13 protein-coding genes are annotated in these 24,994 nt (G+C 41.2%); 8 read left to right on the forward strand and 5 right to left on the reverse strand.

The annotated features are described in order from the left end of the window. Window positions 1–778: 778 nt before the first annotated feature. From BY457_RS12525 to BY457_RS12540, 4 genes are all read right to left on the reverse strand, one after another. Window positions 779–2,944, reverse strand: coding sequence for an alpha-N-acetylglucosaminidase (locus tag BY457_RS12525; protein WP_106153676.1), 2,166 nt, complete (start codon window positions 2,942–2,944; stop codon window positions 779–781). Window positions 2,945–3,100: 156 nt separating this feature from the next. Next, the gene (locus BY457_RS12530; protein ID WP_106153677.1) at window positions 3,101–5,527 is read right to left on the reverse strand and encodes an OmpA family protein; all 2,427 of its coding nucleotides are present in this window, start codon (window positions 5,525–5,527) and stop codon (window positions 3,101–3,103) included. A 297-nt stretch (window positions 5,528–5,824) separates the two neighbouring features. Then, window positions 5,825–5,983, reverse strand: coding sequence for a YqaE/Pmp3 family membrane protein (locus BY457_RS12535; protein ID WP_106153678.1), 159 nt, complete (start codon window positions 5,981–5,983; stop codon window positions 5,825–5,827). Between the two features lie 45 nt (window positions 5,984–6,028). Further along, window positions 6,029–10,060, reverse strand: coding sequence for a hybrid sensor histidine kinase/response regulator transcription factor (locus BY457_RS12540; protein ID WP_106153679.1), 4,032 nt, complete (start codon window positions 10,058–10,060; stop codon window positions 6,029–6,031). Between the two features lie 257 nt (window positions 10,061–10,317). On the opposite strand from BY457_RS12540, the gene BY457_RS12545 reads away from it, so the two are divergent. From BY457_RS12545 to BY457_RS12575, 7 genes are all read left to right on the forward strand, one after another. Further along, window positions 10,318–13,305 (forward strand): SusC/RagA family TonB-linked outer membrane protein, encoded by a 2,988-nt coding sequence (locus tag BY457_RS12545; RefSeq protein ID WP_106153680.1) that lies wholly within the window; start codon window positions 10,318–10,320, stop codon window positions 13,303–13,305. Between the two features lie 143 nt (window positions 13,306–13,448). Then, window positions 13,449–15,020, forward strand: coding sequence for a RagB/SusD family nutrient uptake outer membrane protein (locus BY457_RS12550; RefSeq protein WP_106153681.1), 1,572 nt, complete (start codon window positions 13,449–13,451; stop codon window positions 15,018–15,020). 178 nt (window positions 15,021–15,198) lie between these two features. Further along, window positions 15,199–16,182 (forward strand): glycoside hydrolase family 43 protein, encoded by a 984-nt coding sequence (locus tag BY457_RS12555; protein WP_106153682.1) that lies wholly within the window; start codon window positions 15,199–15,201, stop codon window positions 16,180–16,182. 5 nt (window positions 16,183–16,187) lie between these two features. Continuing rightward, on the forward strand, window positions 16,188–17,945 hold the full coding sequence (locus BY457_RS12560) for a sialidase family protein (protein ID WP_106153683.1): 1,758 nt from the start codon (window positions 16,188–16,190) through the stop codon (window positions 17,943–17,945). Window positions 17,946–17,981: 36 nt separating this feature from the next. Beyond that, window positions 17,982–20,024 (forward strand): hypothetical protein, encoded by a 2,043-nt coding sequence (locus BY457_RS12565; protein ID WP_258176719.1) that lies wholly within the window; start codon window positions 17,982–17,984, stop codon window positions 20,022–20,024. Window positions 20,025–20,039: 15 nt separating this feature from the next. Beyond that, window positions 20,040–21,074: a family 43 glycosylhydrolase gene (locus BY457_RS12570; protein WP_106153684.1), complete on the forward strand. Its 1,035-nt coding sequence runs from the start codon at window positions 20,040–20,042 to the stop codon at window positions 21,072–21,074. Window positions 21,075–21,097: 23 nt separating this feature from the next. Then, entirely contained in the window at window positions 21,098–22,915 is a 1,818-nt protein-coding gene (locus BY457_RS12575; protein WP_106153781.1) for a glycoside hydrolase family 2 protein, read from the forward strand. Between the two features lie 204 nt (window positions 22,916–23,119). Here BY457_RS12575 and BY457_RS12580 read toward each other — a convergent pair whose 3' ends face one another. Then, entirely contained in the window at window positions 23,120–23,668 is a 549-nt protein-coding gene (locus BY457_RS12580; protein WP_181256472.1) for an RNA polymerase sigma-70 factor, read from the reverse strand. Window positions 23,669–23,998: 330 nt separating this feature from the next. Here BY457_RS12580 and BY457_RS12585 point away from each other — a divergent pair, with 330 nt between their 5' ends. After that, the gene (locus BY457_RS12585) at window positions 23,999–24,991 is read left to right on the forward strand and encodes a FecR family protein (RefSeq protein ID WP_106153686.1); all 993 of its coding nucleotides are present in this window, start codon (window positions 23,999–24,001) and stop codon (window positions 24,989–24,991) included. Window positions 24,992–24,994 lie beyond the last annotated feature (3 nt).

Below are 24,994 nucleotides of genomic sequence, written 5' to 3' on the forward strand. Positions count from 1 at the left end.
CAAATAAAACGTCAAAAGAGTCGTATGTACATCGAAGCGTTAATTGGTGGCTCAGCTGATTAGAGCGTCCCGATCAAAATCGGGAAGTTCGGGGGTTCAAGCCCGCCTCTCGCTACTTGAAAAGGGTTAGAACTGAAAAGTTTTAACCCTTTTTTCATTAAACCCTTTTCCTTATGCCACACTACGTTTACATTCTTTACAGCACTTCTCGTGACCGCTATTATTTTGGTACTACTTCCGATATCACTGGGCGTTTGTTGTGATACAATTCTGGCTTCATGCAATTCACTAAACGTTTTTCTGCTTTCAATCAATTGATGGGTGCAAGTTAGGTTGACTTTTTATTAGATAAAATGAAAAGAACATTCTTGTAATGAGTTGTAATGAAGGGGAGAGGAAGGTATGGCGAATGAATCAAAGGGTAGGGGGGAGTTAGCTCATGGCTTGTTGTCAGGCCCGGGGGGCGGGCAAGCATGGTAGGATAATGTAATAGAATAAATGATTAAGCCCTGACAGGGGTGACACCACTTAAATTATTTTGTTAAACAGGGGTGTTTTTAACTGTTTGATATTCAGCGATTAGCGGTCGCATTCTGTTGCCCTTTTTCGAGTCTTGTTCGAGTCTTCTTCGGTCTTTGTTCGACTTTTCTGCGACTCTTATAAGGTCGGAGAACAGTCGCAGAGCAGTCGAAGAGGCCCCGAAGAATGTACGACGCAGGTACGACTAAAGGTCGAAGATGGGACAAACGGTAGCAAGCCAGAATCTTTTTATGGTGCGTCAGCTGTATTTCTTTTCAAGTCGCAAAACCTCACTCATCGAATCTCCTTCGGGGTGGGATGAAAAAGAATTTTGTTTTTTTGTCCATTGTTCTTCCCATTTGTAGAAATCAACCTCATCTGTCTTTTCCCCTTTTAAGTTTCTCTCTAAATAATCAAAGTATTTTTTCCAACGGGGATAATAGAAATCTCTCAATAAACCGGCCCATTCTTTATGGGCATATTCGTGTAGCTGTCCATCGTTGGCTGCTTCCCGTGGGCCCCAGGTTGTGATCTGAACCCTGGAGTTCCACTCATACAGCGCTTCTTCTTCCTGTGTATGTCCATGGCTTCTGGCTGCCTCGATCCATCTTCCCAGTAAAAACTCTTTTTGAGCACTCAGTAGTTTATCCTGATCTAAAATAAGTTCTAAAAAGGCATTGCTTTTTTTCTCAAATAGTTCTAAATCTTTTCCATGGAATGCGGCCATTACCTCCTTGTGTAGTTCATTGGCCAAATCAGCCAAAACCTGTCTGGTTATATCCACCAGATCATAACGAAAAGTTTCCTTGGATTCAAGACTGTCTATTTGTGATATCATTAAATGCCATGCATTTTTGAGTTGTTCCGGATCATAGTATATTTCAGCGCTTCCCCAGGTAGAGACGCTTTTTATTTCTTTTGCCGGACGGGCACATAATACCGATTCGGTGGTTCCTTGTTGTTTTACCGGACAGGCATATACCGTATTTAGCAATATGTCCCATGCGTTTTCCAATTCCTGATTTGTTTTGCCGTAGCGGGCCTTAACGTATTGCTTTACCCAGGTTGCTACATTTACTTTTTCCTGATGCCATGGTAATTCAAACAGCAGTTCATAAACAACCGGATTCTGTTCAATTCCTTCCGGAGTAGCTCCTACCCCGATCATGGAAGATTTGATATTTAGTACTTGAGCTTTATATACGCGTTCAGCCATTTCTTCCAGTTTTCCGTACATGCCGGTATTGCCTCCAAAATTATGGGTCAGACTCCATATGTAATCATGTTTCCCAAATCGGCTGGAAGCACTCATTGGGGACTTTTGATTGTCTGTCTCTGTGATGTCTTCAGCATGTAAATCAACAACAATGATGTCGCCTTCAGGCAGATGGTCAATCATTTCACGATGTGGGTTTCCCTGCCACGATTGCAAAACCCATTTTGCCTGAGGATTTACCTCTTTCATTGCCTGGTAGATAGCGTCTCCGGAAGCTTTTAAATCGACACCCTGAATATTTCCACCTTCATGAAACGGATCCCCTGCATAGTACTCTGCTTTTCCAAAAAGCTTTTCCTGCTCCAGATAATAAATTTCTGCTATATCTCTAAATAACGAATCTGTGGGCTCTATGAATGCCGGGCGCTTAAATCCACACCACAGACCCGGGTTATGAATATCAGCATTGGGGAACTTTTTGTTAAAAGAACCGGGAACCATTCCATAGAATCCTTGAAAAACAGGGGTCATGCCATACTCATACATGCGTTTTTGAATCTTTTTTCTCAATTCAATATGGTCTGAAATCCAATTATCCGGAAGCGGGCCACCCCATCCTTCTAGATTGTTCATGTAAAACCATGCAAAAAAAGCCGGTCCGGGCAAATACGATTTTATTTCATCTTCAGAGTAATTTAAACGTCGTAATGTATTTTGCCACACTGCCTCTTCGCCAACAATCATTAATGGCATATTAATCCCATTTAAGGCCATCCAGTCAATCTCTTTTTCCCAGCGCTCCCAATCCCACCAGGCCATTGAATAAGAGTAGGTACAATAGTTGAAATAAAAGCGTTTTGTTTGCTCGGTTGACTTTCGAACCTTAGGTTTTACTGTTGGTAGATGCTCCGGTAACTCAATGTTTTTCCCTGCCCACGATATCTGAGCATTGCAATAGTATTTTAGATACCAACGAAGTCCGGTGGCCAATGAAATCTGGTTGTTTCCCCTTACATTAAGCGTGCCGTTGACAGTTTCAAGTTCAAAGAAGTCTGCATCGGTTTGTTCGATGATCTCAAATTTTACCTGAGCACTTTTTTCAGGCATAAGACGCGATAACAACCCTGTTGCACCAATAGTGGCACTTTGTTGTTTTGAACAGCTAAAACTCAGCAGACTTATAAATAAAATGAAAGGCAGTTTATTCATTATTGACATTTATTTGTGGATCATCTCAATTCAGGCGATTGCTTTTTTTTTGGTGGTGTGTTTTGGGCAAGGCTCTTTATACCTGCCTTGAATCCTGAGGTATTTGGCAAATATAGCCAATTTGAATAATCTTTTTATGGAGAGGATAAAAACGTCTTACTCCACAAATAAAATCTCCACTCTTCTGTTTTCTGCAGCTTTGGCGGGTTCCGAGTCGTCGGGCCACAAGGGGTGTTTTTGTCCCATACCCAGAATGAACAGACGATCGGACCGGATGCCTGCATCAATCAACTTTTGAGCTGCGGCCTCTGCTCTTTTGCGGCTCAAAGTGATGCAATATTCCGGGTCACCTGTCATATCGGTATGCCCCATAATGATGGCTTTGGTTTCGGGTTCTTCCTGCAACACCTGCAAGTATTGTGTGATGTCGTGCGTGTATTTCTCGCGGATGTGGTGTTTGTCGAACCGGAAATTAATCATGTTCTGGGGCCCGGTAAGAGGTACCAGGTTTTCTTTCTGAAGTAATAGTTCCACATCAGCAGGCAGGGGAGGGAGGTCCTGTTGGGATATTTTTCTCAGATTGGGTTTTTTGGCAGCATTTTTAGTGGAGTAGTTAATGCCGGTAGCTTTGCCGTCGTACTCCAGGGTGATGGTTTTCTCCCTCTCATAGTTGTTGGAGGTTTCATAATTAATGGTGTAATAATGGAGGTTGGTTTTAAAAATTTCTCTAAGAGCTTCAGATACCGATTCCACATCATTCATCTGATAGTAGTGGGCACCTGTGTAATCGGCCACATATTTCAGTACCTGTTCGTTCACATATCCTCCGAGAGAGACAACGTGTATGGGGAGTGATATTTCGTTGGCCCTTCGGATAATTTCTACAGCCGAGGTGTTTAGATGGTTCTTGTAGATGAAAGAAGCATTTTCGTATCCGTCGGTAAAGAGAATTATTCTTTGATTGGGGTTGTTGGTATGCATTGCATTCATGGCTGAGTCGGTGGCTGCATACAATGCTGTATATCCCGATAACTCCTCCATGCCTTTTTGGTTGAAATAACTGAGCAGCGAATCCGGATTTGCGCTTGGAGGTGATACAGCCGTGATGGTCTCATCAAATTTTACAAACCGAATGGTGTCCATTGGGTGTTTTTCTTTGATGAGTTTGTGAATCAGTGGTTCCAGTTCTGGCATAGAATACTCCATGGAACCCGAATAATCCAGCACCATCATCAGGTGTTGAGGACGATACTCTGTTTCTCCTATTTCATACTCCTTTACCGAGAAGTTTCGAACAGGGTAAGTTTTGTCTTCATATTTTTCAATAACCGTGTGGAATGGATTGTCTTCTTTTATTTGCTTATCATCAGCCAGTCCTTTAACAAAATTGCCCTGACCATCGATGGCAATAACTTTCAGTTCTGTTTCGGGTGGATAATTGTCATAATTAACAGAGATTATTTCCATGAATATGGTATCGCTTTCGAGCAGGGTTTCTGTTCTGATATTTCCATTAAACAGAGGCCTTTGTTGCAGTGCCAGGGAGATAGAGGTGCTATCCTCCCTTATTCTTCCCATTGCATCGTAATAACTCCAGCTGATGGTGTAATCTTTTTCTTCCATGGCCTGGTCAGCCAGTATTCCGGACGATGGTCTGTGCGTCCCGTTAATTTTTACACTATTTACTCCAGAGACATTCCATTGAAGTTTGTATGGATTGTACTTTCTGATGGCTTCATTGTAAAATGTGAATGGTACAGATTTATTAAATATGTTGGAAATGGAAAGGTGCTGAACCCCGACCGTGTTTTTCAGAAAAGTAATGGATTTTTCCCATTCGGAGCCGTCATGCAGGATGCTTTGAAGGACAAAAGTGGTGTCTTTTCGGATCGTGTCTGTTTGGAAGCCTTTTAAACTGACCGTTTTCCCGTTGAGTTTTGCGTTGGAAGCATCATCGAGTTCCCAGTTAAGTTTAACTTCTTTTCCTCCGAATACAATAAGGGTGTCCTTTGGGGGTAATCCTGATGCGTCGAAGCGATGAGTGTACCATGCATGAATGGTGTCTGTCCGGGTTTCAAATCTGCCGTTTTTATTGATGGCTCTGATGGTCACAGGCTGGTCGTGCATGATGGAGATTACAGAATCTCCCGAAAGAGGTACCTCGTCTCCGTTGAAGGTAACTTTTTCAACGTTTTCGGTCATCCACCTTACCTCATCCTGATGACCAAATCTTGTCGAGTTGCTCATGGATAACCGGTTGATGAGGGGAGGCAATACTTTAATCTTTTTTGTTCTGTTTACCCGTTTTCCTTTTGCAGTTTCAGCAGTCAACCTGTAAAATACAGTGGTGTCAGGAACCAATTGCAGGCTTCCGGATCGATCAACAACGCTGTCGTTGAGGGTAACTTTCAGTTGCTTGCGGTTGATGGTGACATCCCAGGTAATGGTTACAGTATCGCCAGGAAATATTTTCCAGTCCGAGAGTTCCATATTAAGATTTGACCGTTTGGGACCAAATAGTTGGGCATTTGCACCAATGGAAAAAAGCAGGAGTGTGAGGAAACAGATGTTTTTTAGTTGCATAACAGCGTGTTTGATTCTGTACAAAGTAGCATTGTAAATGTGCAGCCAATGTGCATATCAATAAGTGTTTGTGTGGGTTTTTATTATTCCCGGCTTCAGGTATTTTGAAAACGTTTTATTAATCGGGTTTATTGTTCAAAGATTGTAATGGTTGGAGTTGCTTTATTATTCATTTCATGAAGTATGGAGAACTTTTCCATTCCGTTTTGGCTTCGCCCCCCCCAAAAAAAAAGGAATGATTGCGAGCAACCATTCCCTCCAAAATGAAAAAGAAAACTAATTGGAATTGTAATACAATTATTTTTTTAAGATAAGCCACAAAGCATGAATCAATCCCGGTAAAAATCCCAGAATGGTAAGCAGGACATTAATCCAGAAATGCTTTGTAATGCCAACATGCAATGCAGCAGCCACAGGTGGTAAAATGATGGCAAAAATGATTTTGATGATGTCCATAATATCAAGTATTTAATGGTTTTAATCAAAGGTAATAAAAAGTATTTAAAGTTGTTCTTCCTTCATGAATTCACTGGGGAGTTTACCAAACTGCTTTTGAAAGCATTTCGAAAAGTAGGAAGGATTGTTAAATCCCGCCAGGTAACAAATCTCATTGATGCGATATTTCCCTTCAATAATGAGTCGGGCCGCTTTTTTAAGTTTGAAAACACGTATGTAATCATTGGGTGTCATGCCTGAGATACCTTTTATCTTGCGCTGGAGGTTTGATCTACTCATGGAAAGAGTGTTGGTAAGCTGTTCAATGGTGTAATCCGGATTGGTCATATTATTCTCGATCTCCTTGTTGAGGCGGTTCAGAAATTCTTCGTCCTTCTTGTTGTTGGCAATACTTCCGTAGGGAATGAAGGGTGAGTTTGCAAATTTCTCCAAAAGCCGCTCTCTGTTTCGCAGAAGGCTGTTGACTTGTGCTTTCAGATACTCAAAAGAGAAGGGTTTTTCGATATAACTGTCGGCTCCCACATCCAGTCCTTCAATTTTGGACTCCACATTGTTGCGGGCAGAGAGCAGTATTATTGGGATGTGACTGAATTGTTCATTTTCTCTTGTTTTGCGGACCAATTCCATTCCGTCAACTTCGGGCATAACAATATCACTTATAATGATGTCTACAGAATTTCTTTCGAGAAAGTTGATTGCTTCTTTTCCATTGCTGGCAGTTTTTACCATATATTCCACTTTAAGATTTCTTTCCAGAAAGTTGCAAAGATCTTCGTTGTCTTCAACAATCAGGAGAGTTTGTTTGCTGCCATGGTCTCTTTTTGTTATTTCTGGGGCAGTAGTCTCCGGTTGAATGGTTGGTGGTGTAAGAATTTTATTTTCTTCTTTTTCTAATGAGGTTCTTTGTAGATGTGTGCTGATGCGTAAAATAAATCGTGCTCCTGAGAGATTGCTATTATCCAGGAACAGTCTTCCATTATGCTTCTCCGCCAGCTGCCGGGAGAAGGCCAGTCCTATTCCGGTTCCATATTTTTTATCATCTTTGTTAGTACCCTCTATCTGGAAGAAGGGATCAAAAATTCGTTCTCTGTATTTGTCATCGATGCCTGGTCCATCGTCGGAAACTGAAATCTCAAAACAGCCATCTACCTGACGAAGTGAAATTTCAATTTTTTGCCGGGCATATTTGAGGGCATTGGTCATGAGGTTGCTGATGATTTTTGTTAATGCTTCCCGATCAGCATTACAGATAAAAGGCTCTTTCGGAATTACCGGAGTGATGACAATCTTCTTCTGCATTGCCGCAGGTTTGAATCTGTAACAAAGCTCAGGGATTAGGGAATTGAATGTGACTGGCTCAAATGCGGGGTTGTAACTGTCTTCCTCTATTTTGCGAAAGTCCAGCAACTGATTTACCAGGTTAAGCAGTCTGTCAGCATTTTTGTCGATTACCTGAATATTTTCCTCCGTTTCCTGTGGGGAAATACCCGGAGTTTTGATACACTCCAAAGGGGCTTTGATAAGACTAATGGGAGTCCGGATTTCGTGTGCAATATTGGTGAAGAAATTGATTTTGGATAGATAGGTCTCTTTTTCTTTTCTTAATTTGAATTCCTCAATTTTCTTTTCTTGTTTGGCATGAGTAATTCTAAGATAGTTCTTGACCAGTAAAAAGATAAATCCAAAGGAGAGAAAAAGGTAGCCCGCATAAGCATAATTTGTTTTCCATAATGGGGGTAGAATTTCTATACTAAGGGAGTCTCCGGTTTGGTTCCAGCGTCCGTCGTTGTTAGCGCCTTTAACTTTAAAAGCGTAGTTTCCTGGAGGGAGATTGATATAAGTAGCTTGGTTTTGTCTACTGGTTGTGATCCATCTTTGATTCAGGTTTTCAAGGATATAAGCGTTTTGGTTTTTGGAGCGTGCCTGAAAACTGAGATTCACGAAGTTGATTCTGAAAGATGCCTGATTGTGTTTCAGTGTAATTTTGTTTTTTGATGGTCCGGGGATTAGGGAAGAGTCACTGGCAGTTGCATTGTTAGTGTCAAGCAAACTAAACTCTGTAATCCAGACCGGAGGAATATACTGATTCTCCTTGAGTTGTCCTGGGTAGAAGGTGTTGAAGCCGTTGATTCCTCCAAAATAAAATTTTCCATCACTTGCCTTAAATACTGATTTGTAGTTAAATTGATTGCTTTGCAATCCATCTTCCTGGGTGTAGTTCTTCACTTCTCCCAATGTGGGATTTATTCTGGAGATTCCCTTGTTTGTACTGACCCAGATATTTCCCTGAATATCGTCAACTACACCATAAGCAACATTGTTGGGAAGGCCGGATGATTGATCAATGGTTCGGAAGTTATCAGTTTCGTAATTGTACTTGCAGATTCCACCTCCCTCGCTGGAAAACCAAAGCCGGTGCTGTTCGTCCTGATAAACAGCTGAAATTTTGTTGAAGCACAGAGAGGTGGAGTCTTTATGGTCATGCAGATAATTGATCCACTTTTCGGAATTGGCTTTTCGTTTAAAGACACCTTCTCCGTAGCATGCAATCCAGAAGTTGCCCAGGTGATCTTCTGTCATGTCATATACAAAACCGTTTATTTCAGGAATACGGGTGAAATTATCTAAACTTTTATTGTAACGACTGAGACCAAAAGGAGTTCCAATATAAATTTCTCCGGCTTTGGATTTGTAGAGTGAAAAGATACAATTGTCGTTAATGGTATTGCTGTCATTTTCCTGATACTGATAGTTTTTAAATGTTCCTGTTTCCAGATTCATTACATCTAAACCTCTGGAGAAAGTCCCGATCCATAAATTGTTTCCATCAATGATCAGTGCATGAATGTTGTGGTAACTGATGCTGTTTTGATCTGTTTTTGGCAGATATGAGGTAAACTGGCGGGTTTTAGTGTTGAAATAATTCAAACCCCCATCTTCCGTAGCAATCCATAAATTACCTTTTTCATCTTCGCAAAATTGGCTGACAGCTTTCCCTGAGAGGGTGTTTTTATGCGATTTGGGATAATAATGTTCAATAATCTTGCTGTTGGTGGAAATGTAACCAACTCCGCCAAAATAGGTGCCGACCCATATACCTTCTTCCCGGTCTTTGTATATGGAATAGACATTTTGGTCACTTAGGCTGTAGGGGTCTGCCGGGTCATCTACTCGTGTAAAGCGGAGCGTTTTCTTATTAAAAAGGTATAGACCATCATCTGAGCCCACTAAAAGTTCATCTTTCTGGTATTCGAATATGGCCCTTATATGGGTGATGTATTTGGTAGCATTTGAATTGAACCAGGTGGTGAACTCGTTAGTGGTACGATTGAACCGAACCAGTCCTCCAGACCATGTTCCCAGCCATAACTCTCCATCGGAATCTTCAAAAATCGATAGGATTTCCGGATCCTCAAACGGACTTTTTTCTTCTCGGGAGCCATAGGTAACGAAGGTGGAGGTCTCTTTGTTGAAAGCACTTAGACCGGATCTGGTACCGATCCAGATGGTTCCTGCATTATCTCGATAAATGTTCCATACCAGATTGGATCCGATTGACTGGGGACTCTTGCCTTGTGTATATTGTGTCAACAAACCGGTGGTTTTGTTGTAACAAAAAGCCCCCTGCGTCATTGTACCTATCCATATTTTGTTTTTGTTTTCCGACACGATAGAGGTGACGGCCGAATTGATAAATTGCCCATCCCGTGTTTGCAGGGTAAATGGTTCAAATACTTCGGTAATGGGATTTAGTATGTATAATTGATTGTCCGTTCCTACCCAGATTCGGCCGTCCGTGTCTTGAAATAAACTTCGGATAAAGTTGTTTCCTAATGATTGAGTATTTCCTGGCTCATGTTTATAGATTTTAAATTCACTGCCATCAAAGCGGTTAAGGCCATCCTTGGTTCCAAACCATAAAAAGCCCCGGTCGTCCTGAATGATACATTGAACGGTGTTTTCTGAAAGCCCGTTATTTACCTGGTAATTAACAAATTTAAAATTGTTCCCTGATGCAGTTGGTTTAAATACCAGCAGGGACAAAATAAATAGAATAAGAATTTTAAAATATATCATGATACGTGGTCTTGTAAATAAATGCTAAATAAATCAATTTCTTTCCGAGAGCAATACAACAATCTGGTCAGTAAGTAGCATAAAATGGTCAGCAGTTTTTTGGTGCTCGAAATACCATCAAAATGACTATCAGGTAATATTTTTTGATTAAATAGTTGTATTTAAAAGTTAATAAATGTTGTTGTTTTGTTTTGTTGTTTTTCTAATCCCTAATCCGCATTTCAAAGGATCAATATTTAAATTTAACCATTTTCATTATGAAAAAAATCTTGTTTTTTATGTTGTTGTTAATTCCTGTGGGGTTGTTGGCTCAGACAGGAATGTTGACGGGTAAAGTTCTGGATGAGTCAGGACAGCCTGTACCGGGAGTCAATATTATTGTCGGAGAAACTCAGAAAGGAACAATAACCGATACCGATGGTAATTATTCCATTGAAGTTGAAGAAGGACAAACACTGATTTTTTCCTTTATAGGAATGGATCAGCAAAGGGTGACTTATTCGGGTCAACCATCCTTAAATGTTACAATGACTGAGAGTCTGAAATCACTGGATGAAGTTGTAGTCATTGGTTATCAGACTGTGCGAAAAGCAGATCTGACAGGTGCGGTGTCTGTATTTAAACCTGAACAGATGAAGAATGCTGTAGTCACAGGCAGTGTGGGGGATGCGTTGGGGACTGTTCCGGGAGTATTCAGTCGTACAGAAGGAAAACCGGGTGCTGAAGGATGGGTTGAAATCCGTGGAACCAAGTCCTTTGGGTCAAGTAAACCACTTTATGTAATTGACGGAATCGCTGTGGAAGGGGGCGCCAACCGTGATTTTAACTTTAATGACATAGAATCGGTTCAGGTGTTGAAAGATGCTTCTGCCGCGGCAATTTATGGATCACGTGCCGCCAATGGCGTCATTATCATTACTACCAGGAGTGGAAAGAAGGGCCCCATGAAGATTGATGTTTCCGCAAAAAAAAGTTTTCAATGGCTTCCTCGCTACGATCTGACCAATCGTGAGCAATGGATCGAACTTAATGATCTGGCATTTGAAAATGGCGGTTATGATCTGGCTAATCATTTTGATGCCAATACTGACTGGCAGGATGTAGCCTTCAAAACAGGACATGTAGATGACTATAATATTTCTTTTTCGGGAGGAAGTGAAACCAGCAATTATTTTATTTCCTCCAATTATCAAAGCAATTCCGGAACAACCATCGGAACAGAGAGTGAAAGAATCACTTTACGCGCCAATACTTCAGCTCACCGGGATTTCGGGGAGAATGTAACATTCCGGATTGGAGAAAATGTTATTATCAGTAATTATCAGATTGATGAGCTGGATACCAATCCAATAATTGATGCCTGGCGTATGTTGCCTACTATACCGGTTTATAATGAAGATAATCCGGGTGGATATGGTTATGGAGACGGATCCAGGGATGTTACTTTTGGTACCAATCCTGTGGCCAAAGAAGCTTTGACCGAGACAACAAATCAAAACCTGCGTGTACGGGGGAACGTTTTTACAGAGCTTGATTTTTTCGATAAACTGAAATACAAATTTAACTTTGGTTTTGAAACCAGTTCAGACGAACATAAATATTTGAGAAAAGAAGGCAACTGGACATTTAATCAGCCCTGGGATCCCTCCTCGCTGAATAAAAATAAAGCGAGTTTTAGGTCTCTAGTGTATGATAATACCTTGGAGTACAATGATGAATTTGGGAATCATACTCTTGGAGTAGTTGTGGGTTCCAGTTTTATGGATATATCATATGAACAACTTTGGGGAACTAAAAATGACCTGTTGAGACTGAGTGACGGAACTTATTTCAATCAGTTGAATGCCGCTCAGAAAGATCCTAAAACAGGAGGTTACAAGGATATGGAAAAACTATTTTCCCTGTTTGGACGGTTTAACTATTCTTACGACGAACGTTTTCTTCTGAGTGGTACCATTCGTCGAGATGCTTCTTCCAAGTTCGGTCCTTCCTATCGCGATGGGATATTTCCTTCTATTGCAGGTGCCTGGAGAATAAGTAATGAGGGCTTTTTTGATATAAGCTGGGTTGATGACCTGAAGCTGAGGGCAAACTATGGGGTGCTGGGAAGCTCGAATATCGGCCCCTGGGATTGGGTTGCCTTTATTAACTCTTTCCCTCAGGTGATTTTCGGTACTGATCAACATCTTGAGAATGGGCAGACACAGGTTAAGCTGGTGAACCAGGATTTGAAATGGGAAGAACTTCATGAATTTAATATTGGATTTGATGCAACCATACTAAATAATCGTTTGGAAGTGTCTGCTGAATACTACAAATCCGAGACTCAGGATGTGCTGACAGGGATGCAAATACTGATGTCAACTGGTAACAACGGGGGAAATCCCAATGTGAATGCAGCCACACTTCAAAATACCGGATTTGAATTTTCCGGAACATGGCGTGAGATAAGGGGAGACTGGAACTACTCTGTCAATGCAAGTTTATCCACCGTCAGAAATGAAATACTTGAACTGGGATATGGACGCGAGTATTTTACTCAGTGGAATACCCAGTCGCATGTGGGCGAACCTATCGGGCAATGGTACCTGATCAAAATGGATGGTATTTTTCGCTCTATGGAAGAGGTGATGGCTCATACTCACGAGGGAAATCTTATTCAACCTAATGCGCAACCGGGAGATATTCGTTTCGAGGATTACAACAATGATGGGATGATAAACGATTCTGATCGTCAGTATGTGGGAAGTCCCTGGCCTGATTTTCATCTTGGGGTTAATGCCACCGTTGCCTGGAAAGGGATCGACCTTCAGTTACAAATGGCCGGGGCTTTCGGTCAGGAAGTATTTAACGGCCCCCGCAGCGGGATGGATCGCTTTGACGATAACTCAAACTACCGCTCCGATTATGATCCCTGGACTCCCGATAATGCCAACGCTGCTGATCCTCGTCCCATATATCAGGATGGACGAAATGCTATTGGCAACCAGTCAAGATGGATTGAAGATGGATCTTATCTCAGAGTAAAGCAAATGGCACTGGGTTACTCTTTCCCCGACCGTATTTTGGGTAACGCGATTGACGATCTTCGATTGTTTGTCAATGCTCAGAATCTGATCACTTTCACAAAATACACCGGCCTGGATCCGGAATTCAGGAATGACAATATCTGGGAGCGAGGTTATGATTATGGGGCATTCCCTAATCCTAAATCTGTTACTATTGGTGCCCAACTGACCTTTTGAGGCAGATGCTGGTATATTCTGAAACTGCCAAGTTGAAATTTTAAAAAGAAATATGAAACGAGCTATGAGCAGACGTTCTTCGCACAGGGGAATGACTATGGTAGCGAGGTTCGTATGACCATTGAAAAATAAATTATTGACATATGAAAAAGTTATTGATATATCTGTTTTCCATCGGGTTGCTTTTTTCCTCCTGTGAGGATGCAATAGATGTGAGTAACCCTAACAATATTGAAGTCCGATCCTTCTGGCAAAATGAAGCAGATGCAGAGAGTGGTGTTAATGCCATCTATAATATGTTTTATAAGCCTGGAACCTATTCCCGCTGGATCTGGTTTCGCTTTGATCTGGCTTCGGATGAAGGCTTTAGTTCAAGCCCGTGGGTTGAACTTGCCGATTGGACACGTTTTGTCTATAATAACTATGACTTCTGGGAAGGAAATGCATGGACCTATCGTGACAGCTATGAGGCCATATTCAGGGCCAACCAGGTTCTGCACTATGTCCCCGGAATTGAATTTACAGACCAGCAGCAAAAAGATCAGTTGCTGGGACAGGCTTATTTTTTAAGAGCTCTTTATTATTATAATCTGGCGATTCTTTGGGGAAGTGAAAACAACAGTTTGTCTATCATGTTGGAACTATCAAAACCCGGAGATGCACCTGAAGGTCACCCGGTAAGTGATGTGTGGGCACAGGCCGAAAGCGATCTGGCACAGGCTATCAACTTTTTACCTGCGCAGTGGGATGACAGCAATAAAGGCCGCGCTACCAAAGGAGCTGCTTATGCTTTGAGAGCGAAATGCCTGATGCAACAGCACAAATGGGAGCTGGCAGCACAGGATCTGGAATGGCTGGTTACCGGAGACGGAGCACAATACTATGACCTGGTGGATAATTACAAAGACAATTTTACTCACTTCAATGAAAACAATGTGGAATCGGTCTTCGAAATACAGTTTTCAGACATTCACAAAGCTCCTGCCGGTGATGATGACTTTGCCATCGATCCTAATCTTGGGTTAAATCGCGGTCAGTTTTTTGCACCTCCTGGAATAGGCTGGACTGACGGGGAAGTTCGTCCCTGGCTGGTGGCTGAATACAGAAATGAACAAAATTTGGAGGGAGAGTATGATATTCGTCTGCGAGAGAGTCTTTTTTATGAGGGAATGTCTGACGATTTTTCCGGGAATAACAGGATTTACGGGCGCGGAATGGAGGTCTGGAATCAGGATAATTATAGAGGAAGGGTTTTTACCCGTAAATATGCTACCGATTATTACCGGGATTTTGATGATTATCACAGTCCGGTAAATGTGCGCCTTATTCGATACGCCGATGTGTTGTTGATGTATGCAGAATGTCTGGCTAATATCCCAGCGGGAAATTTGACTGATGCAGTTGCATTGGTCGATGAAGTGAGAGCTCGAGTGAATATGCCCGCACTTGAAGTGAATCACCTGGCGGCAACGCAATCCAAAGAGGCTTTCCTTAAACGACTTCAGACAGAACGTGCCCTGGAATTGAATTTTGAAGGGCATCGGTGGGCTGATCTCAGGCGTTGGGGCTTGATGACCAGTCAGGAAGGTGTGACCGAGCTTGCACAGCGTGATCCTGATTTTAACAATTTCGTTTTGGGACGACATAATTGTTTGCCTGTTCCTTCCAGCGAAGTGAATAACAATGATAATCTGGAACAAAATCCAAATTATTAAAAAGTGAAATATGTTCAGGAGGTTGTCTGAAAAGTTATTGTATTTGTTATTCCCGGCATTCTTTGTGCTGTGCATGTCGCAGAAATAGAGGTTTTTAATAACCCTTAGAGTGACAATAGAATCGAAATATTTGACTTTTTGGACATCCTGCTGAGTCTATCCTTTAAAAATTTTAAAAATGGTCAATTACAGAATTCTTTTGATTGTTTTGCTTAATGCATTGTTTTTGGGTTGTGCCTGTGAAAAAGAGTCAGATGTAAATGCTGATAATGAAAAGAAGTTAGCAGTAAGAGTTCCTTTGGGGGATCCATTTATCATGCTTTATGAAGACACCTATTATGCTTATGGAACATTTTCTGACAATGGAATTGCAGTGTTTATTTCAAATGATTTGAAGAACTGGCGAGTTCCTGCCGAGCTGCCTTCTGGTCTGGCTCTGCACAAAAATGATGTATGGGGAGAACGCTGGTTCTGGGCCCCTGAAGTTTATGAGGTGGATGGAATATTTTATATGTATTTTTCTGCTGATGAGCATATTTGTGTGGCAACAAGTGACAATCCATTGGGTCCTTTTACACAGAAGGATAAAACACCCATGATTATTGATGAAAAATGCATTGACAATTCCCTTTTTTTTGACCGTGAAGGGAAGCCCTGGTTATATTTTGTGAGGTTTAATGATGGTAATAACATCTGGGTTGCAGAGCTTGAAGAGAATCTCCTGGAAATAAAACCTGAAACCATGAAGCCATGTATTCATGTTTCTCAGGAGTGGGAAGAAGTTTGGCCAAGGGTTAATGAAGGAGCTTTTGTTGTGTCCCACAAAAACCTTTATTATATGAGTTATTCTGCCAATAGTTATGAGAGTCAGTTCTATGGCGTGGGGTTTGCTACTTCTGAATCGCCGACTGGTCCTTGGATTAAATATGACTCCAATCCCATATTGCAAAAGCCCGGTGATCTTGTAGGAGTAGGACACAGTGCCATGTTTTATGATAAAGCAGGAAATCTGAGAATTGTATTTCATGCACACAAGGACAATCAGAGTATTCATCCGCGCAATATGTACATTGGTTCTGTGGAGTTCAAAAGCAGGGAGAATGATGTTGATGTAATGGTGGTGGGAGATGATTACCTTACTCCAGTATTGGATCTAAAATAATTGTGATGATAAAAAGAAATGGCTTATATTTTTTGCTCGGGTTGATTTTATTTCCCTTGTCCTGTGAGGCGAAGGACCCGGAATTATCAGTAGGGAATTTCGAAAGGAAAAGTGCAGAACCGCAGGATGGTATTCGTATAGCGTGGGATTATAGTACACTTCAACGTATAGCGCCACGCGATGGAAGAGAGTCCGGATGGGTGGGGTATCCCAGGGTTCGGAGATTGAGCAATGGAGATGTGATTGCTGTGTATGAAACAGGAGGGAGTGTGGAAATAAAAAGAAGTATCGACAAGGGGGAAACCTGGAGCGACCCTTCGATTCTCTTTGACAAGCACTATGTCACCACTGGCTCAGGAGAAGTGTTGGTAATTAAAGCCAATGGTGAGCTTCTTGAACTAGCCAGTGGAGAACTTGTTGCTGCATGTAATTATCGGCCGGCCGAAGATGGCTTTGCTCCTTTTGCTATTGCCGTCAAAAGAAGTGTGGATAAAGGAAAAAACTGGACGGATCCTGAGGTAATCTATGAGGGAGGTAACACTTTTCATGATGGTTGTTGGGAACCTTCTTTTTTGCAGCTTCTATCTGGAGAATTGCAGGTCTATTTTGCCAATGAGACACCTTATACCAGTTCTGAAGAGCAGGAAATATCGATGCTTCGCTCCTTTGACAACGGAAAAACCTGGACGGAAGATCCTGCAACTGTTTGTTTTCGTCAGGGCTTTAGGGATGGAATGCCGGTGCCCGTATTGTCTGGAGATCAGATTCTTTTGGCCATAGAAGATAATGTGGACGGTCAGTTTAAACCATGGATTGTAAGTTCTGATGCATCCAATCCATGGGAAAGACCTGTGTCAGGAAATTCGTCTTTTCGTCATCCGGCACATCAGGATCAGTTACCTGAGAATGTCTATGCCGGTGCTCCTTATCTTTTGAAGCTGCCTGATGGACCGTGTTTGTTGTCATATCAGACAACGCATGGAAGGGGACCAAACTGGGAGCTATCGACTATGGAAGTGGCCATTGGAGATGAGAATGGCAGGGATTTTTCTATGCTATCCCGCCCATTCAATGTGCCTCTTGACAGAGAGGCCAAATGGAATTCACTCTCAATGTGGGATGAGAATACCGTACTGGCTGCTTCTACAACTAGTTTTCACAACCGGAATTGTGAAGTTTGGACGATTCTTGGTCATGTCATCCCTGAATTAGCGGCTAAAATTGGCTTTGTCAGTGTTGATGGACAAGCAAATCCTGGAGAATGGACAGGGATTTTTCCTCTTTTTATCGGTCATAATGGAGGTGTCAATATGAAGGCTGATATCATGAGAGAGGAAAAGGCCGTCTGTTTTGCTGTGAAAATAGAATATTCAGAGGTTGATGTTTTTTCTGAAAATCAGAAGGATTCCGGTGTCCGGATTTTCATTGATGGAGGTAATTATTGTCTCACTGATCCTGATGCCGGGTTATTTAGTCTGTTTTTATCAACAGAGGGGGAGTTGAAGATACAAGAAGGTAAGGATGGAGAATGGATTGATGCAGATGGTGAAGCTGGAATTGAAACAAGTGTAGAGAGGAGTGTCTCAGGTTGTTTTATGGAGTTGAAAGTTCCGTTGTCTTGGATACAACATGTGGATGGAAGTGATATTCGGGTAAATATGCAACTGACTTATAGGGATGCAACCGGAAAGGAAATTGTTGAAAATATAGCGAATGCTAAGCAAGATGCATCTCACACCTGGTGCCGTGTGCGTTTTCAGTGACAAGAAATAGTGAAAAATCAAATAAGAATTAGGAAGATGATGAGAAATAGAGGTTTCAATATAAAATCGGTATTCGGAATGCTGCTATCGCTGTTTTTTATAGAGGGGATGGTTGCCCAAAGAATAGAAACTGCTGGTGAGGTGTTGTTGAAATCGCCAGGGAATCCTGCCAGCAGATATGAATTAAGAACCAGTAGCTCTGATGATGGAAAGAGTATGAAGTGGTTGTCAGATTCAAAAATTCCATTAGATATTAATGGGAAAATCACACCAACAGCGAGTGGCATTGTTTACGATGTGGAACTGACTGCGCATGAGGATGTTTTCTTTAATTTTAAGCAACGTATCCTGGCTGAAAGTGCCACACATGAAAATTGTAAGTTTTTTATGCCGGGCTTTTGGTATCGGCATAATTTGCGGTCGCCTAAGGAAGCTCCTTCTTTCCACACAAGTGATAGCTGGCTGGTGCGTGAAGATCGCCTGAGTGCACCCCTCACGGGCGTCTATGATGAACAAACAGGTCAATATTATTCCATTTTAAGAAACCAGGAAATAAGAAAAGCGGCTTATACTGCAATAAATCAGGGGGAAGTAATTCTTTCCGGAGAGAGCGATCTTGGTTTTACCGGTTTTGAAAATATTGATGGAAAAACATGGCTGTCGTTCGGTTTTCCTTATCGGGAAGCTCCCAAAACTTATATTCGTAAGTTAACGCTGGCACCTCCCGTAACTACCTTTGCCCGTCTGAGAAAAGGAGAAACCAGGAAACTTAGTTGGATTGTTTCCAGAGGAACAGCTGCTGACTATGCGGATTTTGTTTCCAAGGTATGGACTTCCACTTATGATCATTTTTTGCCAAAAGAGGTAGAGCTTGATTATACCGAGGAAAGAGTTAAAGAAGTACTATCCAATTTTTTTGTAGAAAGTTATGTAGAGACCGATGATTTGAATTATTTTTCAGGAGTTCATCTGAAAACGGATGTTTGTGGACATCAGGGAGATGCAGAGATTGGTTTCGTAGGCCGTGTATTGCTAAATGCCTTTTTTGCTCATCAATACGCAGGCGAGCAGGGGGATGAGCAACTTGCGAAGATTACCCAGACCATTTTTAACAGCTATCTTGCAAATGGCTTTACTGGTTCCGGTTTTTTTAGAGAATTTGTTGATTACGACCGCGATTATGAGACTGATGTTTTTAGTATCCGACGTCAGTCAGAGGGGATTTATGCCATACTCAGTTATCTCGATTACGAAAAGAAACAGGGCAGAAAGCATCCGGAATGGGAAAAGCAGATGGAGAAATTACTGGCAAACTTCCTCAGGCTTCAGAAAGATGATGGCAGTTTCCCCCGAAAGTTTAAGGATAATTTCGAAGTTGTAGATGTCACCGGAGGTAGTACTCCGTCAGCGACCGTTCCTTTGGTTATGGCATCCCGGTATTTTAATAAAAAGGAATACCTGAAAAGTGCCATTAAATCGGGGAATTATCTGGAGACTGAATTAATTTCCAGATCAGATTATTTTTCATCCACATTGGATGCCAATTGTGAAGACAAAGAAGCTTCTCTTTATGCCGCCACAGCTATGTATTATCTTGCGCTGGCATCCAATGGAAAGGAACACGACCGGTATGTTGCGCTGGCAAAAAATGCTTCCTATTTTGCTCTTTCCTGGTATTATTTGTGGGATGTTCCGTTTGCTCAGGGACAGATGCTGGGCGATCTTGGGTTATTGTCCCGTGGCTGGGGGAATGTTTCCGTCGAAAACAACCACATTGACGTTTTTATTTTTGAGTTTGCTGATGTCTTAAATTATCTGGCCAGGGAAACTTCGGAATCCCGGTTTAGTGAATTTGCGAAGGTTATAAATTCGTCAATGTTACAATTATTGCCTTACCCAGGACATTTGTGTGGTGTGGCAAAGACCGGATATTATCCTGAGGTAGTGCAACATACCAACTGGGATTATGGGAAGAACGGGAAAGGTTTTTATAACGATATTTTTGCTCCCGGCTGGACAGTGGCCTCTCTTTGGGAGATGCTGACACCCGGTTCTGCAGAAGAATTTATGAAAAAGTAAAAAAAAAACAGAGGAATGAAGAAATTTTATATAGCTGCATTGATTGGTGCTATGCTCATTGCCGGTTGCTCGTGTAATAAAAACAACGAAGAACAACGTTCTGATAAAGAGGCTGATAAAACAGGGAGTGTTTACAGTAATCCTGTTGTAAATTACAGCCTTCCTGATCCTACTATTATTCAGGCAGAAGATGGCACATTTTATCTTTATGCAACAGAAGATATACGAAATACTCCTATTCATAAATCCAGGAATCTTGTTGACTGGGAATTTGTGGGTACTGCTTTTTCCGAGAATTCCCGGCCTGACTTTGAACCCAATGGAGGGTTATGGGCCCCTGATATTAATTTTATCAACAATCAGTATGTGTTGTATTATTCAATGTCGGTTTGGGGTGGTGAATGGACCTGTGGCATTGGAGTGGCGGTTAGCGATAGTCCTGAGGGACCTTTTACCGATATGGGTATGCTTTTCAGAAGTAATGAGATTGATGTTCAGAATTCTATAGACCCGTTTTATATTGAGGAGAATGGCCACAACTACCTTTTCTGGGGAAGTTTCCGGGGAATTTATGCAATAGAATTAAGTAAGGATGGGTTGAGTCTGAAATCTGGTGCTGAAAAACAGCAAATTGCCGGCACTGCTTATGAAGGAACCTATATTCACAGCAAGGAGGGAGCCTATTATCTGTTTGCTTCTGTGGGGTCCTGTTGTGAAGGATTGAATAGTACTTATACGACTGTGGTTGGACGTTCAGATAACTTATTTGGGCCATATCTCGACAAGGATGGTGAACTTATGATGGAGAATCATCATGAGGTGGTGATTCAGAAAAATAACCGTTTTGTGGGAACAGGGCATAATTCCGAAATCATTACCGATGATGCCGGGAATGATTGGTTGTTGTACCATGCGGTGGATACCCAAAATCCTGATGGGCGTGTGTTGATGTTGGACAAAGTGAATTGGATTGACGGATGGCCCGAAGTGCATAATGATACACCCGGAATCAGTGATCTGGATATGCCTGTTTGGGATAAATCAGAATAGTTGAAATTTTAATGATTATAGATATGTTAAGAAGAACATTACTGATATTTTCTGTTTTGATGATTATGGGAATAAATTCCCAATCTCAATGGAAACCGGCTGGGGAGAATATTAAAACTTCATGGGGAAAAGAGATTGATCCCCAAAATGTGTTACCCGAATACCCTCGTCCTATTATGGAGCGATCGGAATGGCAGAACTTAAACGGGCTGTGGGAATATGCCATAGAACCGGTAAAGAATTCGCAGCCCTACAGTTTTGACGGGCAAATCCTTGTTCCTTTTGCTATAGAATCCAGTTTGAGCGGAGTTCAGAAAAGAGTGGGAAGCGAGAATGTGATCTGGTATAAAAGGTTGTTTGAAGTTCCAACAAACTGGACTGAAAAGAAGGTATTGCTTCACTTTGGAGCGGTAGATTGGAAAACAGATATTTGGGTAAATGATATAAAAGTGGGTACTCATGAAGGAGGTTACACTCCTTTTTCATTTGACATTGCTCCTTTTTTATCGGAAGATGGGGATCAGGAACTTGTTGTAAGAGTTTGGGATCCTACGGACAAGGGACCTCAGCCCAGAGGAAAGCAAGTCAGTAACCCTGAGGGAATATGGTACACTCCGGTATCAGGAATTTGGCAGACCGTCTGGTTAGAGCCAGTTGCCAAAACCTACATTAGTAGTATTCGTACCACTCCGGATATTGATATGAACTGTGTTTCTATTGAGACTGATGTCTTTGGAAACAAATATGGTGATGTGGTAAGTGTCACAGTGAAAGCAGATGGTGAAATAGTAACTGTAGCCAGTGCTTCTGTCACTCATCCTCTTGAGTTAAAATTAGAGAATCCAAAACTCTGGAGCCCGGACTCTCCTTTTCTTTATGACATGGAGATTACGCTGATGAGGGATGGTGAAATAATGGATACAGTGAAAAGTTATTTTGCCATGCGGAAGATTTCCATGAAGCGTGACGCTCAGGGAATTGTTCGTTTGCAGTTGAATAATAAGAATATATTTCACTTTGGACCATTAGATCAGGGTTGGTGGCCCGATGGATTGTACACAGCTCCTTCAGATGATGCACTTAAATACGATATACAAAAGACAAGAGACCTCGGGTTTAATATGATTCGTAAGCATGTGAAAGTGGAACCTGCACGTTGGTACACGCATTGCGATCGCCTGGGTATTATGGTCTGGCAGGATATGCCCAATGGTGATTCTGGCCCCGAATGGCAGAACAGAAGCTACTTTGATGGCATGGAATTTCAGCGAACAGCCCGATCAGAAGAAATTTTCAGGAAGGAATGGAAGGACATTATAGACTATCTCTATTCTTATCCAAGCATTGCGGTCTGGGTGCCATTCAATGAGCGATGGGGGCAGTTTAAAACCGAAGAGATTGCTGCCTGGTCTAAAACTTATGACCCTACCCGGCTGGTTAATCCCGCCAGCGGAGGTAATCACTATCAGGTGGGAGATATGCTTGATTTGCATAACTATCCCGAGCCTGAGCTTTATCTTTACGATGCTGTGCGAGCCACAGTTCTTGGAGAATACGGAGGTATTGGTCTGGCCGTGAAAGGTCATTTGTGGGCCAAAGACCGGAATTGGGGATATGTACAGTTTAAGACCTCTAAAGAAGTGACTGAAGAGTATATTCGTTTTGCAAAGAAATTGGAAAAACTGGTTAAAGCGGGCTTCTCCGCTGCTGTTTATACACAAACCACTGATGTGGAAATGGAAGTGAACGGTCTTATGACGTACGACCGGGAAGTGGTGAAGGTGGATGAGGAAAAGGTTCGTAAAATTAATCAAGAGGTGATAGGAGTCGTGGAAAAATAGGAAAAAATATTGTAATGTATTTAGTGTTAAAGCTGGTTTCGTCTGGAGCCGGCTTTTTTGTTTTCGGGCTTTTAACAATAGGACCTACGTAGTGGTTACTGATTGTTAACTAAGTGTGGCTCAACTATAGACATCGGGTTTGAATAAGCTGTAAACGAAAACAGGTGTTCTCCTATCCTGAAGCTTCCGAGAGCCTGAGATAATCTAGTAATTCCAGATAACGATTAAAATAGCCATATAGTCTTTCAGATGTTTTCTCATCGTTAAAAGAGCTCTTGAAATATGATATTCAACTGATTTGATAGAAATGCCTAATTCTTTTGCAATTTCCTTATATGATTTGAATTCTTCACGGTTCATTACAAAAATTTTGGCTGTTTGTTCAGATAACTCTTCTAATGCCATGGAATATTGATTTTTTATATACTGTAATTCTTCCTCAGAGAAGTCGGGAGGGGTTTCATTGGAAATAAGCTCTAGGATTTCAATTCGTAATTGGTTGGTGTTTTTATTTGACCTTAAAAAATCGATACACTCATTTTTGACAGTCTTATAAAGCCATGCTTTACTTGCCTTTTCACTATTGAAATTTTCATGAATGTTCCAGTATTTGACAAAGACCTCCTGGACAATATCTTCACATTGATTAAAGTCATGAATAAAAGTAAAGGAGAAGTGACATAGCTCTGCGAATAGCCATGTGAAAATGTCATCAAAGCTGTTCTTTTTATCTTTTTTAATAATATCTCTCATTTTGCTTTTACTCATTTACAGGAAACGAAAGTAAGTAAAAATTGATATAAGATGTGAAGGAATATTTAGTAATAATTGGGTCTGCCTCACTGAATCTCATGTTGTTTTTTGATTTCTGCGCGCTTCAATTAATCATCTTATGTGTTGAAAAATGCGTTTTGTGATGTCTGACATAAGGCAAAGGTAAAAAATATTTAAGAATGAAATATGGTGAATACGTACGTCGGATAAGGATTTTAAGAATAAAATGTAAAAAAGAATAAAAAAAACTCTCTTTTTGTTTAGGGTGGGAGGCTGTTTTTTCGTTTTAGGGATATCAAATATAGAAACATGAGCAAGAAAGCTAATTTTAAAAGGTTACTAAGAAAGTTTCTGGTTGGTTCCATTGATGATGCTGAATTGGAGGTTCTACAGAAAGAATTAAAAGATTCACCTGAAAATCTGGAGTCGGCCAGGAAAAGTTATTTTGGATTCATAAAACTGGCCGGATTAGAAAGAAGTGCTGTCTGGTTGGATCAGAATAGAAAAGAAGTTCAGCGGAGAATAGTCAGGCGAAGAAGGTTTACTCAGGGACTAAAAGTTGCAGCATCACTGTTGGCAATAATTGGTCTTTCCGGAGTGCTCCATTTGAGTGGTATTTTTAATACTACCCAGGAGTGGAAGACTGTTACTGCTGCCAACGGTGAAATTAAAGAGTTTTATCTATCTGACAGTTCACGGATTTATCTTGCTCCTTCCAGTACTTTAAAATTTCCGGTCAAATTCTCTAAGGATTGCAGGCAAGTTCAACTTAATGGTGAAGCTTATTTTGAGGTGAAAAAGGATACTGAAAGAAAATTTATTGTTAAAACTTCATTTTCGGAAGTGAATGTATTGGGTACCTCTTTTAATGTAAGAGCATATCCTAATGAGAGATATGAGGAAACATTATTGGTTGAGGGTGTTGTTTCACTAACGCACCTGGATGAAAAGAAAAATAAAATTCATCAACCTTATATCCTCGAGCCTTTTGAAAAGGTTAAATACAACAAAGAAGATAATACGACTGAGCGAAAAATTATTGATTCAAAGAATAAGCCGGTATGGATGAATCATCGGATTGCCTTTTACAATCAGTCACTAAGCTTTGTTGCTAAAGAGTTGGAGCGATTTCATAATGTTACGATAGTTATTGTAGATGAGGGGGTAGGTAAGATCAAAATTAACGGGGAATTTAACAATGAATCGCTGGAGGAGATATTGAATTCTTTAAAAATCTTATTGCCTATACGGTATTCATATGATATTCAGAATCAGTTAATTCATATTTACTCTTTAAAATAAAAA

Source organism: Marinilabilia salmonicolor (assembly GCF_003003035.1).
Taxonomy (GTDB): domain Bacteria; phylum Bacteroidota; class Bacteroidia; order Bacteroidales; family Marinilabiliaceae; genus Marinilabilia; species Marinilabilia salmonicolor_A.